Annotated in this window: 9 protein-coding genes; 6 read left to right on the top strand and 3 right to left on the bottom strand. The window is 38.7% G+C overall.

The window, feature by feature from the left end; all coding sequences use genetic code 11:
* Positions 1-5 precede the first annotated feature (5 nt).
* The 3 genes from QMD21_00210 to pheT are packed head-to-tail and all read left to right on the top strand — an operon-like array spanning position 6 to position 3,437.
* Positions 6-1,256: a DUF58 domain-containing protein gene (locus tag QMD21_00210; protein ID MDI6855195.1), complete on the top strand. Its 1,251-nt coding sequence runs from the start codon at positions 6-8 to the stop codon at positions 1,254-1,256.
* Positions 1,232-1,816, top strand: a complete 585-nt coding sequence (locus QMD21_00205) for a hypothetical protein (GenBank protein ID MDI6855194.1) — start codon at positions 1,232-1,234, stop codon at positions 1,814-1,816. Before QMD21_00210 ends, QMD21_00205 begins: the two co-directional genes overlap by 25 nt.
* Position 1,817: 1 nt before the next feature.
* Entirely contained in the window at positions 1,818-3,437 is a 1,620-nt protein-coding gene (pheT, locus tag QMD21_00200) for a phenylalanine--tRNA ligase subunit beta (protein MDI6855193.1), read from the top strand.
* On the opposite strand, the gene QMD21_00195 is transcribed toward pheT, so the two are convergent.
* Positions 3,434-3,868 (bottom strand): GNAT family N-acetyltransferase, encoded by a 435-nt coding sequence (locus tag QMD21_00195; protein ID MDI6855192.1) that lies wholly within the window; start codon positions 3,866-3,868, stop codon positions 3,434-3,436. The two genes, pheT and QMD21_00195, sit on opposite strands and share 4 nt — an antisense overlap.
* A gap of 71 nt (positions 3,869-3,939) precedes the next feature.
* Here QMD21_00195 and QMD21_00190 point away from each other — a divergent pair, with 71 nt between their 5' ends.
* A complete protein-coding gene (locus tag QMD21_00190; protein ID MDI6855191.1) occupies positions 3,940-4,299 on the top strand; it encodes an RNA-binding domain-containing protein in 360 nt (119 codons plus the stop codon).
* An 8-nt stretch (positions 4,300-4,307) separates the two neighbouring features.
* On the opposite strand, the gene proS is transcribed toward QMD21_00190, so the two are convergent.
* On the bottom strand, positions 4,308-5,711 hold the full coding sequence (gene proS / locus QMD21_00185) for a proline--tRNA ligase (GenBank protein MDI6855190.1): 1,404 nt from the start codon (positions 5,709-5,711) through the stop codon (positions 4,308-4,310).
* 50 nt (positions 5,712-5,761) lie between these two features.
* A complete protein-coding gene (locus QMD21_00180; protein MDI6855189.1) occupies positions 5,762-7,396 on the bottom strand; it encodes an AAA family ATPase in 1,635 nt (544 codons plus the stop codon).
* Between the two features lie 96 nt (positions 7,397-7,492).
* Here QMD21_00180 and QMD21_00175 point away from each other — a divergent pair, with 96 nt between their 5' ends.
* Both QMD21_00175 and QMD21_00170 read left to right on the top strand, forming a co-directional pair.
* Positions 7,493-13,354: a carboxypeptidase regulatory-like domain-containing protein gene (locus QMD21_00175; GenBank protein ID MDI6855188.1), complete on the top strand. Its 5,862-nt coding sequence runs from the start codon at positions 7,493-7,495 to the stop codon at positions 13,352-13,354.
* Positions 13,272-13,922 carry a hypothetical protein gene (locus QMD21_00170; protein ID MDI6855187.1) on the top strand — a complete coding sequence of 217 codons (651 nt, stop codon included), beginning with the start codon at positions 13,272-13,274 and terminating at the stop codon, positions 13,920-13,922. Before QMD21_00175 ends, QMD21_00170 begins: the two co-directional genes overlap by 83 nt.
* Positions 13,923-14,093: the final 171 nt, after the last annotated feature.

The following is a 14,093-nucleotide window of genomic DNA, read 5'->3' as shown; positions in this document are numbered from 1 at the left end:
AGCCAATGTGGACTGAAAAAAGTATTTTAATCTGCGTGCTCGGCATATTACTAATATTTCTTGCGCTTATTTTGAAAAATTTTTCACTTGCTACATTCGCAGTATTCATATTCTCAATGCTCGTAGTGGGAGCTTTTACTATACGAAAGCCCAACTTAAAAGTCACAAGAGAGCTTTCTACTGAAAAGCTGTTTGAAGAAGGCTCTGCAGAAATTACTCTTTATATTAAAGGTAAAGGAACTGTTGAGCTCAAAGACGAGCTTCCTAAAGTGTTTGCGTTGAGAGAAGGTAATAACTGCGCTACTTCAATATTAGAGCCTGCCAAAAGCTATGTTTTTAAATATTCTGTAGAGTGCCCTTTACGAGGCGTTTATACAATAGGCCCTTTGAGTGTTAGAACTGAAGACCCTTTTTCGATGTTTTACAAAGAGAGCCGGCTAGATATTATCTCAGAGCTTATTGTGTTTCCTAAAATAGAGGAGTTAAAAGAATTCGAAGTAAGAGCTGTAGTACCAAGAATGATACCAGGCACTATTCCTATAAAATATCCAGGCCGTGGATTAGAATTTTTTAGTATGCGTGATTATGTAAGCGGAGACCCTTTCAAAGACATCAACTGGAAAGTTTACTCTAGGCTAGGAAAACTCATGGTTGTGCAAAGAGAGCTAGAAACAATTTCTGATGTCACAATTATTTTAGATGCACGCAGCATAACTGGCACTGGCTATATAAATGCAAATCCTTTGGTTTATTCTGCTAGAGCTTGCGCTTCTATTGCCGCCTTCTTCATTAGAAGGAGATGCAATGTGGGATTGATAACTTATAGCAACGCTATTAAAAGTTTAGCACCAGGCTATGGCGAAAGGCAGCTTTACAAAATACTATGCGCTCTTGCTGAAATAAAAAGTGATGGTAGCATTGGTTTTTCTTCTGTAGCCAGAAGTTTAGTTTCTATAGCTACTCCACAATCTGTGATTATTTTGATTTCTAGTCTTGAAGAGGATGATAGTCTAAAGCAAGGTGTAAAGGAAATTTGCGATAGAGGTTATTCTCTTACAGTGCTTACACCTTCAGCTCTAGAGCTAGAGCGCGGACTTGCACTTGAGAGCTTAGAAATCCTAAAATTGGAGCGTGAAATATTAGTTACTGGTCTAAAAGAGTGCGGTGCTGAAGTTATAGAGTGGCGAGCTTCACTACCATTAGCGCCTGTATTAGAGGTGATGGAATCTAAATGGAAGCTAAGATTAACAAGATAGTTTTAGTACTTATTGCTTTTCTACCCTTTATTATCTATTTAAATTACTCACTGCACCTGCCGCAGGTGTTAGAAATAGCGAGCTACGAAAAAATGAGTTTTTTACAAATAATACTTGCAACTGGTTTGTTTTATTTGCCAATAATTCTAGGTATTTACGCAGTGGTTGCAAGAAGTACTTGGGGAGTAGTGCTTTTCACTGCCGCAATGCTCGCAATTGCAACGCTATCGCCAGTGCGTGAGCTGAAAATTATAGAAGTTGTAGAATTACTCATATTTTCGGTGGCGCTACTATGGTTCCTAGAATGGAGTTGTAGCTATGCAAAACTTGTCAATATTAAAGCTTGGGCAAAACTTGCTAAGCCTTATTTGAGTGCTACATCGCTGCTAATGCTACCGATAACTTTAATTGCAGCGTTTGTATTAGCATTTAGCAAACTTATTGCCTGCTTTAGCTTGAAACTTTCAGATTCGCTAGAGCTAAGCTCTGTGTACAGCATTCTTATAAGCTTGTGCATAGTTTTAGGATTTGTTGCTATAATTAAAATTTGGAAAAAGTAAAATGCCAACAATCGCAATAGATTTAGAAGATTTGAATACATTACTAGTTAAAAAGCCGAGCAATTTAGAGCTTGTGAAAATACTCTCGAGCTTAGGTGGCGAGGCTAAAATCATAGATAATAAATTAGAAGTTGAGTTTTTATCAAATAGACCAGACTTGTTCTCAGTGGAAGGTATTGCAAGAGCACTTAACTCCTACATTAACGTCACTGGCTTGGTAAATTACAAGCTGAAAAAATCTAATATAAAATTATTTGTAGATAGCTCTGTAAAAAGCATAAGACCTTTCATTGCTTGCGCACTGGTTAAGAACGTTAATATGACTAAGAGTGCTATTCTTTCATTAATGGAGTTGCAAGAAAAGCTCCATGCCACTATTGGCAGGAAGCGTAGAAAAGTTGCAATTGGAGTGCACGATTTCAATAGAGTTAAGCATCCTTTTACTTACAAAGCAGTTGTGCCTAGCGCTATAAAATTTGTACCTTTAAGTGGTAGTAGAGCTATGGATTTAAATGAAATATTAGCCTCGCATGAGAAAGGTATTGAGTACAAGGATTTGCTTGCCGGGTTCAAAAAATATCCGATAATTTTAGATTCTCATAATGAAGTACTTTCATTTCCACCAATAATTAACGGGGCGCTTACCGAGGTAACATCAAGCACTAAAAGCATATTTATAGAAGCTACTGGGTTGGATTTCAATACAGTAAGTTTTGCAGTCCTGCTTGTAGCTACCGCACTTGCAGAAAGGGGTGGTGAGCTCTATACCGTAGAGGTAGCAGCTGGCAAGAAGAAACTAGAACTTCCAAATCTAGCTACTGAGACAAAAGCTCTGAGTTTAAATGAAGCTAATTCATTACTAGGTACAAAACTTCAGCTTTCTGATGTAATAAAATGCTTGAGGCGTATGGGCTTTGACGCTAGAGCTAAAGCCAAAAATAGAGTGCTCGTTACAATACCGCCGTATCGTAAAGATATATTTCAAACTGCAGATTTAATTGAAGATGTAGCTATAGGCTATGGGTTTGAGAACGTTGCTCTCAAGCTACCTAAAAAATTAACTTTCGGCGAAGAAAGAGCTTTGGAAATTATAACTAACGAGTTAAGAGAAATAATGATAGGGCTCGGCTTCAATGAAGTGGTAACGCTAACACTTTCAAATGAAGAAGAGCAGTTCGATAAAATGCTATTACCAAAGAGTATGGAGGTAGCTGCAATTATCAACCCAGTAACCAAAGAGCATACTATTCTTAGAGTCTCGTTACTGCCATGCTTATTGAGCATTTTGAAATTAAACAAGCGCTACGAGCTACCACATAAAATATTTGAGATTGGAGATGTGATTATTAAAGGTGAAAATATAAGGATGCTCGCTTGTGTTGTAATTCATTCTAAAGCTAGCTTTGCAGAAATGAAATCGATTGTGAGAAGTTTATTAGAAGCTAGAAATTTGGAATATAAGTTAGAGGAGAGTGCACGGCCTCCTTTTATCACAGGAAGATGCGCATCTATAATACATAACAACAAGGAGATCGGCTATTTTGGTGAGCTGCATCCTAAAGTTATTGTAAATTTCGAGCTTGCGCATCCTGTAATAGCTCTTGAAATGCTCGCTTCCTAGAGTAGTTTCTGCATTACATAGCCATCTTCGCCGTCTTTGTAATAATGAGGTATTATTTGGACTATAAAGAACTTGCGCTTTTTGTAAAACTCTATAGCGCCGAGATTGCTAACTCTTACTTCTAAAGTCACTAACTTTACTCCTCTAATAATGCACTCATTTAAAAATACTTGCAGTAGTTGAGAGCCGATACCTTTATTACGATAGGGCTCTTCTACAGCGAGTATTAGAATTCTAGCTCTAGTCGGCTCAGGAAGACTGCCTACAACCAATCCCAAAATCTCATTATTTTCCTCTGCAACAATAAAGCCATCCCGCCACTCATTATAGAATCCGAATAGTATTTGAGGGTCGTAATCTTCTTGAAAAATTTCGTTGACTAGGCGCATCACTGTGAAGATATCGCCGCGCTTGAACTTCCTAATAAGCATTTAGAAAGAGAGAATTACGTAGGAAGATAAAAAACTTTTTCAGTTGTAAAGCCGATTAGAGTACTGAGAAGATGGATGTAGTTGTAAGAGCGTCTGTGCACAAAACAGAAAATGTAGATAAAGTCAGATCCGCGCTACTCAATATTTTTCCGGAGCTCGAACTCGATATTAAAGACAACGAGATTAAGGGCAGGACAAGTTCTATATCCAAATTTAAAGAGCTACTGAGATTACAAAAAATAAGGAAGGCAGCGAAAAGTGTATTGTTGAGCGCTAAAAGAGGCTCTAAATTAGAGTTCAAGCTCAGCAAGCAAGTAGCTTTTATAGGAAAAGTGAATTTTATTACTGATGAGCGTCCGCCTTTAGGTAGTATAGAAGTAAGTATTGCAGCTGAAAATATAGAGGAAGTAATAGAGGAATTGACGGTTTGAAAAAAAAATTAATATGTTTTAGCTAAATAGATAGTTGATTTTGCAGGCTTGCTACAATTAAGGCATTTCTCACCCTTTTCAAATGCCGCTACAGCCAGCTCCAATCCCAGAGTTTTAAAGTTTGTTCTACTCTCTAACTCAAGAGCACACTCTTTTTCGCCACACCATAAAACTTTATAAATAGCGTTCTCACTCAGCTCTTCTATACTAGTTGCAGATTTAATATTATTCTCTAGAAAATTTTTCGCTCTGAGACTGAGCTTTTCCTCTAGCTCCCGCAAAAGCGCCCTTGCACTCTCAACCAATTTATCTCTTTTGCACACTATTCTTTCCTTGCTTGTGCGCTTAACAAAACTAATTTCGTTAGCAGCGAGCTCTCGAGCTCCGAGCTCTATACGCAAAGGTACGCCTCTAAGCTCCCAGTAATAAAATTTGCTGCCGGGCGTGAGTTCAGCTCTACTATCAAGTTCAACTCTAAAATTATTAGATTCTAATTCTCGCTTCACACTATCAGCTTCTTTTAATATTCGCTCCTGCTTGTTATGGATCGGCACGATAACAACTTGGATTGGCGCAATTGCAGGCGGTAATGCAAGACCTCTTTCATCGCTGTGCAACCCTATAATAGCTCCTACAAGCCTTTCACTCATACCGTAAGTTGTCTGATGTACGTATTTGTGCTCGCCAGTGACTGTCTCGTATTTTATATTATAAACTTTAGAAAAGTTTTCTTTGTATTGATGCACTGAAGCTACTTGCAAAGTTTTACCTGTAGGCATAAGTGTATCGAATCCTATAGAGTAGTAAGCGCCTGGAAACTTATCCCAGTCTGGACGCTTAGTTGCTAAATAGGGAATGCAAAGCTTTTCCATTATTTTTTTAATAATTTCAAAATATTCTTTGATTTGCTCTTCTGCTTGCTCAAAGCTATCATGACAAGTATGAGCTTCGAAAAAATGTATTTCTCTAACTCTAATAAAACTCCTGGTTTGCTTGGTCTCGTATCTATAAACATTAACAAGCTGATAGAGTTTAAGTGGCAGATCTGCATGGCTTCTTATCCATAGCGAGAACATTGAGTACATTGCAGTTTCTGAAGTGGGTCTTAGTAAAAGAGGGCTTTCAAGCTCAGTAGTGCCTCCTTTAGTTACCCAATAGACTTGTGCATCAAACCCTTTTATATGCCCTTTCTCTTTACTAAACTGCTCTTTGGTAATCAAAGCTGGAAACATTACTTCTCGATATTTTTTTTTGTCAAGCTCTTCACGAATTAAATTATCGATATTGAGCATAAGCTTCCAGCCGTAAGGAAGCCATACATTCATTCCTTTGATAGGGTAACGCTTATCAGAAATTTCAGCTCTTTCAATAAGCTCGCTGTAGCGCTCGCTAAACTCTTCTTCACCTATCATTAGAAAATAATAATAGTGAATGAATACAAAAAGATATCGTAAAAAAAAAATCAAGTTTGCATTAATACCTTTTCTATTCTCGCTAGCTTAGCGCGCTCTTCAAAGCTCAAATCCTCGAGCGCTATTTTCTCGGCTAACTTTCTTAACTCTTCTTCATTACCCTGCTCTAAAATCTTTTCTGCTCTGCTTGCAAGTAGTTCTAAAGACTGAGCCCTATCGCCAGCCTGCAGATAATGGAAGGCAGCCTCAAGATAATCTTCAATCTCATCATAGTAGTGAGCAGCTGTTTTATGATGTAAAGCCAGCTCTTGCGCTGTTAGTCTGCTACAGAAGAAGTTTTTAATCAAATCATGGGTACTATAAGTATCATTCTCATATACATGGAGTAGTGATTTTTCTGTAAGAGTCTCTACAGTAGTAGGCTCTATACCTGATTTAAAGAGTACTTCTGATGAAAAAGGCGCTTTGAGCACAGAGCTCAAGCTTAGCGCTTTTCGCTCCTGCTCACTGAGCTTTGAAAATATCTCTTCTCGTATATATCTTGCGACATTGCGCTTAACACCTTTGTAATCAATTAGCTCAAGGCATAGCGGATGGCCAGCAGTACTCTCATAAAGCTTTTTCAGCTCTTTTACAAAACCTCTGGCTTTTAAAAGCTCAAAAGCACCTCTCTCATTCAAACCTTCCAGCGTAAGTTCCTTAACTGCTCTTTCTATAGCTACCTCTCTAACAGTATAAAGTTCTTTCAGCCATCTCCCAACAATTAAAAATTTTACTTTCTGGGTGTTTTTCAATCGAGCAAATAAAGATTTGAAAAATACTGCGACTTCGGATTGAGCTTTGTCTATATCATCAAATACCAAGATAGTATTAGTACCGTGAAGTTCGGCTTGCAATAATTTAGATATTTCTTCAAGCTGTGGTTCTTTAGTAGGACTCAAATAGTTGTTAAGTGCTGGCTTGTTCATAGCATACATAAATCGCGATAGTAGCTGGAGAATATCGGTCTGCGTAGTCCATTCTTGCACTGTATACCAAAAAACATTCCTTTCTCCTTTTACAATGTTGATAAATCGAGAGCAAAGTGCGCTCTTACCTATCCCTGCAATTCCTCTGATAGCAATAATTTTAGTCTCGCTATCTTCAACCCAGCTTCTCAGCAGCGCAAGTTCTTTATCACGACCGAAAAAATATCTTAGTTTAGGCGCTTGAGAAGAGAAATCAACAAATTGCGCTGCTTTTGCTAAAGCATTTAAATCTTCAAATGCTAAATACTCTTTTTCAGACGCCAGCTTTAGAATTTTGACAATAGAAAGTTCTGGCAACTCTTTTTTCAAATCACTAACTTTAACTTCCTTCAGTTTGCTATTAAAATCTTTCACAGTTAAAGTTAAATTATCAGCATCGCTCTTCAACTCTTTAGCTTTTTTTATACCTTCACTAGTTAAATAATAAACTTTTACTTTAGCTCTTTTTCCTATTACTCGCGCTGAAGTTGCAAGTATAAATTTTTGCTCCTCAAGCTCTTCAACAGCTCTAGAGACAAGACTTCTAGCAGCGCCAATAGCTAAAGAAATACCTTCTTGCGAATAGCTAGCGTCAATTTCACCATGCATGTCCTCTTTTGGCAATCCGCACTCTAAAAGATGGAGTAGCGTTCTCTCCTTTATAGTAAATTTTTGCACTGTTGGTTCATTTATCTAATAGCATATAAATTTTTGTACATTTACAAGAAACATTTATTAACTACCAAGTGAGATTAGGGTGCTAAAGCGCTAAAAATGGCAAAGGAAAGAAATGAGTGGAGAGAGATTGAGGATTTTATTGAAAAAGCACATAAAAAGAGGTTGAAAGAAATGGTGAAGAAGAAAGTTTTAATTGGCGTAGCGGTTGCTGCGGTAGCTATAGTAGTGGCTGCATGCGCAGTAGTTTTAATGAAGCCTTGGGTAGCGCCTACTGCTGCAGTATACGGAGTTGAGCTGAGCTGTGCAGAACCTGACAAAACCATTAATATCGGTGCTACAGCTACTTACCAAATATCTGTAAGAAATACTGGTAATGTAAAAGATACAATCTCTATTTCTAGGACTTCGCCCCCTACGGGTTGGACTGCTACACTTAGTAGCGAGTCTGTTATATTAGATGCAGGTGGAGAGACCACAATAACACTTAATGTAGTTGCACCACATGCTGTTGGTTCTGCAGCGATAACAGTAACAGGGACTTCTCAAGGAGATCCTACCAAGAGCTCTTCTATTTCTAGAACTACAACTGCAATATCACCTTATGGAATAGAGCTAAGCTGTCTGGAGCTTAGTAAGTACATAACTCGTGGCAGAAGTGTGATATACGAAATTACTGTAAAAAATAACGGAACTGTAAGCGATACAATTAACTTGACAATTACAAGAAGCTCTTTAGATTGGCCTGTGAGTTTTAATTTAAGTCCTGAGATCGTCTTTGCTCCAGGCGACTTTACGAAATTTGCAGAAAAGGCACTTGCGCCAGGCGATTTTGCTGAGCTCACACTTAGAGTCACTGCTGGCGATTTTGCTGAAGGTGCGCAGTTGACGGTCTGGGTAAATGCTACTTCTACTAGTGACCCTACCAAAAAAGATTCAATAGCGCTGACTACGAGTGTAAGAGCTATAACTGGGATTAGTATTAAGGTTGAAAAGAAAAATATCGACGGTATAGGCTACAATAACGATTTGCGCATATCTGTTTGCGATTCTAATAATTTACCTGTAGATAATGCTTCCATTTACATAGATAGAAAATACAAAGGTAAGACAGGCCCTGGCGATTTCGCGCCTGGCGATTTTGAAGCGCTCAACGTGGCTGATGGCTGGCGTGAAGTCAAAGCAATTTATCAAACTTTTGTCTCAAGTACAGTTATAGATGTAGGTAATACACTTTATATTACTACTGAAGTACTTCCCAGCACACGTGGTGTTGGTGGAGGATATTCGCCAGTAGTGACACATGTGTACAACGATACAGGTGCTGTTGCTGATGCAATTATATATATTAACAACAGGTATATGGGGAAGACTAACAGCACTGGGAACTTGAGAGTTACTCTCCCTCACGGTAAGCACATTATAAAAGCGGTAAAGGCAGGCTCTCTATATACTGGCAATGCAACTGCAGAAGTTGGATACTTTATTTATGCAGAATGGCTTTGGGATTGGAATGTATTAGCATTAGATAGCGGCTGGGTCTATGTGAAAGATTCTAATCACACGCCGGTAGCGAATGCAAGCGTAATATTAAACAGTAATTATAGAGGCAACACATCTGCAGAGGGTAAACTTTACCTTTCTAACCTCTCTCCGGGCAAATATAAAGTTGATGTGTACTATGCAACTCTATATGCCTATACAGAATTTACTGTCGGCGATTATATGACTACAGATTACACAATATCTGCCTTTGATGGAGATGGAATTTACAACGATGTTGAGTTCTATGTATGGAATAGCACAAACTATCCTATAAGTAATGCGAAAATATTTACTGACAGCGTATATCAAGGTAAAACTGTTAATGGTACATGCGCTGTCAAGAACTTATCTTCAGGCAACCATGAAGTGCACATAGTCCATGATAGCTTCTTCGACGTGTTCTTCGATATTTACATTGAAGGCGTTGTTGAGGGCTGGAAGAAAGGATACGTTTGCGATGCAAGCTCGTTTACTCCTATAGAAGGCGCATGGGTCTATGTATATTCTGCAGACTACTCATTCTATAACTATACACAAACAGATGCAAACGGCTCTTTCAAATTCAATCTTTCCGCAGGCAAATACGAAATTTACGTTTGGGCTGAAGGGTACTACTCTTATTACGAAAGTTTCAATTTGAAAAGTGGCGAGATTGTATTGAATAATATCCGTCTTAAAGCCCCGACTACTGTGGATGATTGTAGGAAAGAAGGATATGTATACGATAAAGAAAATCACATGTCTATCGAGGGCGCTTACGTGTACATTTATTCTACAGACTACTGGTACTACTGGAATTACACATCTACCGATAGTACAGGCTACTTCAATTTCTCATTGCCGCACGGCAGTTACTATTTGTACGTCTATGCCGAAGGGTACTATTCTTATTACGAAAATTTCACTTTAAATGCGAACGAGACTAAAACGAATCACTTAGCTCTAGAGAAATACTATATACCTAAAGAAGATTCTTGGAAGAAAGGTTATGTTTATGATAACGCAACGAACAGTCCTATAAAAGATGCATACGTTTACGTTTATTCTAAGAGCGCAACATGGTGGTATTATAACTGGACTTCTGCTAATGTTACAGGCTACTTTGAGCTTGGCATACCTAACGGCTCCTATTATATCTATGTATGGGCTGACGGGTACTATAGTTATTATGGCGAGTTTAGTCTCAAGCCAAATTCTACGGAATGGAATCTTATCAAACTAGAGCCCTACTATGTACCGAGAGAAGATTCTTGGAAAGAAGGTAAAGTATATGATAAGAGTACAGATAAAGGAATAAGTAATGCTTACGTATATGTATGCTCTTATAATCAAAGTTGGTGGTTCTATAACTGGACTTATACTAATGCAACTGGCTATTTCAAATTAGGGCTGGCACACGGCTCTTACTATATCTCTGTATGGGCTGAGGGATATTATTTATACTACGAGGAGTTCACTATTCAAAAGAATGACACTAAACAGAATAATATCAGTCTGGAGCCTTATTATGTACCGGAGGTAGACTGTTGGAAGGTGGGTTACGTGTACGACTCAGCTACAAATCAGTGTCTGCAAAATGTTTCTGTGTACATTTATTCCTATGCACCAGACTGGTCTTGGTACTATTATAACTATACTTATACAAACGGAACAGGCTACTTCGAGCTTGGTATTCCTCACGGCAACGCTTCACTCTATATCTACCATTTTGGCTACAGTAGCTACTACGAAGAGTTCGTAATAAAGAAAGGGGAAACATTAGAGAATAAGATATACCTAGTACCTTACGGTACTGAAAAAGATTCTTGGAAGAAAGGCTATGTTCGGGATAGTAGCACATCGGAGCCTATAAAAGGTGCTTACGTGTATATATGGTCTGAAGTAGGCTGGTACAATCAAACTTCTACTAGTGCAACAGGGTATTATGAGTTTTACATTCCGCACGGCAAGTATTACTTATATGTACGGTCTGCAGGGTACGAAGATTATTACGAAGAATTTACTTTAGCTCAGGGTAAGGTGCTTTGGAACAATATAACTTTAGAGCCTACGGTAGCTAAAGACTGCTGGAAGAAAGGCTATGTTTATGATAACGTAACGAAAGAGCCTATATCTGGTGCATATGTGATGATATACTCAAAGTTCTCTTACGAGTGCAACTATTCCTACTACAACGATTGGACTTATACAAACGAGTCGGGCTATTTCGAATTCCATATACCGCATGGGAGCTATTGGATTTACGTCTACGCAGAAGGTTATATATACTACTGCGAAGATTTTAATATCTCAGAGGGCCAGATAATTTGGAATTATATTTACTTAACTCCTATACCTGTTGCTAACGCATGGCTCTACGGATACGTAAAAGATGCGGTTACAAATACTGGTATACCTTACGCTTCAATAAGCGTATCTTGTTACGACCCGCAAGGAAATTATTGGTGGAATTATACATGGGCTAACGAAACAGGCTATTATAAGATAGGAGTGTTTGCAGGAAGTGTAGAAATTCACGTCTACGCAGATGGTTATTACTCTAACTATACCACAGTGACTGTTTCCCAAGGGCAATCGCTACTTCTGGATATCTACTTAACTCCTATACCTGTTGCTAACGCATGGCTCTACGGATACGTAAAAGATGCGGTTACAAATACTGGTATACCTTACGCTTCAATAAGCGTATCTTGTTACGACCCGCAAGGAAATTATTGGTGGAATTATACATGGGCTAACGAAACAGGCTATTATAAGATAGGAGTGTTTGCAGGAAGTGTAAAAATTCACGTCTACGCAGATGGTTATTACTCTAACGAGACCACAGTGACCGTTTCCCAAGGGCAATCGCTACTTCTGGATATCTACTTAACGCCGAAACCTGTTGCTAACGCATGGCTCTACGGATACGTAAAAGATGCGGTTGCAAATACTGGTATACCTTACGCTTCAATAAGCGTATCTTGTTACGACTCGCAAGGAAATTATTGGTGGAATTATACATGGACTAACGAAACAGGCTATTATAAGATAGGAGTGCTTGCAGGGAGTGTAAGAATTCACGCATCTATGTATGGAGCTTACTATTCCAATTATACAACCACATATCTTTTAGTAGGCAGTAGTTTACAGTTGGACTTAATGCTCGAGCCTATGCCTGTTGCTAACGCCTCAATTTACGGATACGTTAGTGATGAAAACGGTAACCCTGTACAGTATGCATCTATTAGTGTAATATGTTTTGATGCAAAAGGCTATCAATGGTCTAACTATACTTTTTCAGATTCTACAGGCTATTATAGTATAGGCGTGCTTGCAGGCAATGTGTTAATACTAGCCTCTTCGTATCCATGCAGCAACGCCGTTAGAGTCACGGTAGCTCAAGGCGGAAGTCTGGAATGCAAGATCATAATACAGTCAGGTACAGTTACGGTCTCAGGGTATGTTTACGATTCTGAAAACAAGCCGGTAGCAAATGGCATAGTATGGTTCTATAACAGCTCTAAGCTATACGGCGGTATGACAGACTCTACAGGCTATTATCAGGTTGCAGTTTCTCCAGGACATTATATCGGTATTGCAGAACTATTTGCAGAAATGCCGAGGGGAACAATAACGATTGCTTATCAAGAGATTGACGCGTATAATGATATATCTCTAAACTTTATTTTGGGGCATCCTGAACCAATAACAATGAGTGGCTATGCAAAATTCTATACTTGGGAGCAGTTATCGCTAACAATGAATATCCAGTTTGGAATAAACTGTAGTGCTCTTCTACGACTAATGATAGACTTTTTCGGTAACGGCGATTATATAGTAGATGAAAGTGAAGCTGAAAAGTTTCTGACAATGCTCTGGACAAGCCCTGAATTCGGTAGCCCTTATTTCAATACTGCTGATACACTCATTTTGGATAATCTATATTATTACATAACTCAGCCAGGCGGTATGACAACTGCTTTTAGCAATATTACAGGTATGTGGAATCTTAACGCACCAATATCGCTTACAGTCTCTTATAATATGTATTCTTCCGGAACACCTTCAGTTGGAGCTCATAACATCAAAGTAAAAATACCTTACACCCAAAACGCAATATTTACTATAGAGCTGCCGGCAGGCTATCTGTTATCTAGCTATTCTAGTGTGAATGTATCTGTTAGCGGCACAACTATAATCACGTTAGTTCCTGGCGGAGACCCTAATCCTTACGATGACGCATATTTTGAATGGGTAACTTTATACGTTGTAAGCTCTTATAGCGCTAAGAAATACGCTATCATAGTTGGAATTTCAGATTATAAAGTTATGAGTGACTTATCATACTGCGATGAAGATGCATCAGACTGGTATAACTTTTTTCGTGGCTCAGGGCTACACATGCTGGGTCTATGGGGACGGGAATATATCTAATTATCCTAAGTGGGACGGATATGCAACTGAATACAATATAAAGCAAATATTACAATACGTACTTTCAATTGCTGGCGAAAACGATATTATTGCATTTGTTTCTTCAGGGCACGGAGGTTACGGGGGCGCAAACTCGGCTTACCTCTGTATGTGGGACTCTGGTGCAGGAGAAAGTGGTGAGGACGGCAATTTATGGGATTATGAGCTGGCAGCTTTGTTTGCAAATTCAAAAGCAAGCCGAAATTTTATCTTTTTAGACCACTGCTACTCAGGCGGGTTTATTGATAATATTGCAGCGCTTCCAAACAATTCTACATTCTACTGCACTACAACATGTACCGTAACAGGCTTGGGCTATGATGTAGATGAATATCAGAACGGCGCTTGGACTTACTGGTTTTTAGAGTGGGGCTTGGTAAATGGAAATTCTAATTCTACAGATATGGAAGGTAATTTCGCAGCTGCTTGGAGCGCATACTATACTGATTATATTAATTGGGGCACGGATTGGGCAAACGATCAGCCGATGCAATTTGATGGCAATCCTAACGCTGATTTCTATCTCTAATTCTAATTAATCGCGCAATTGGATCACGCAGTACAAATTTCTACAGTTACAGGGCCGAACTGCTCACCAAAAAACTCTACATAATCTTTTATTCCTTTCATTTTACCGCCGCAAAGGCATGGATAAGGTAGTACTTTTTCCATACCAATCACCTCCCCCGATTGGAAACAC

Source organism: Candidatus Thermoplasmatota archaeon, assembly GCA_030018475.1.
In the GTDB taxonomy this organism is placed as follows: Archaea; Thermoplasmatota; JASEFT01; order JASEFT01; family JASEFT01; genus JASEFT01.
The sequence above is the reverse complement of the archived record's forward strand: the minus strand, read 5'-3'. Positions and strand labels throughout refer to the sequence as shown.

What these genes read in the sequence shown, in the direction of transcription:
- QMD21_00170 (MDI6855187.1), top strand. Translation starts at nt 13,272, where the DNA reads ATGAAGATGCATCAGACTGGTATAACTTTTTTCGTGGCTCAGGGCTAC.
- QMD21_00205 (MDI6855194.1), top strand. Translation starts at nt 1,232, where the DNA reads ATGGAAGCTAAGATTAACAAGATAGTTTTAGTACTTATTGCTTTTCTA.
- QMD21_00190 (MDI6855191.1), top strand. Translation starts at nt 3,940, where the DNA reads ATGGATGTAGTTGTAAGAGCGTCTGTGCACAAAACAGAAAATGTAGAT.
- QMD21_00210 (MDI6855195.1), top strand. Translation starts at nt 6, where the DNA reads ATGTGGACTGAAAAAAGTATTTTAATCTGCGTGCTCGGCATATTACTA.
- QMD21_00175 (MDI6855188.1), top strand. Translation starts at nt 7,493, where the DNA reads ATGGCAAAGGAAAGAAATGAGTGGAGAGAGATTGAGGATTTTATTGAA.
- proS (MDI6855190.1), bottom strand. Translation starts at nt 5,711, where the DNA reads ATGATAGGTGAAGAAGAGTTTAGCGAGCGCTACAGCGAGCTTATTGAA.
- pheT (MDI6855193.1), top strand. Translation starts at nt 1,818, where the DNA reads ATGCCAACAATCGCAATAGATTTAGAAGATTTGAATACATTACTAGTT.
- QMD21_00195 (MDI6855192.1), bottom strand. Translation starts at nt 3,868, where the DNA reads ATGCTTATTAGGAAGTTCAAGCGCGGCGATATCTTCACAGTGATGCGC.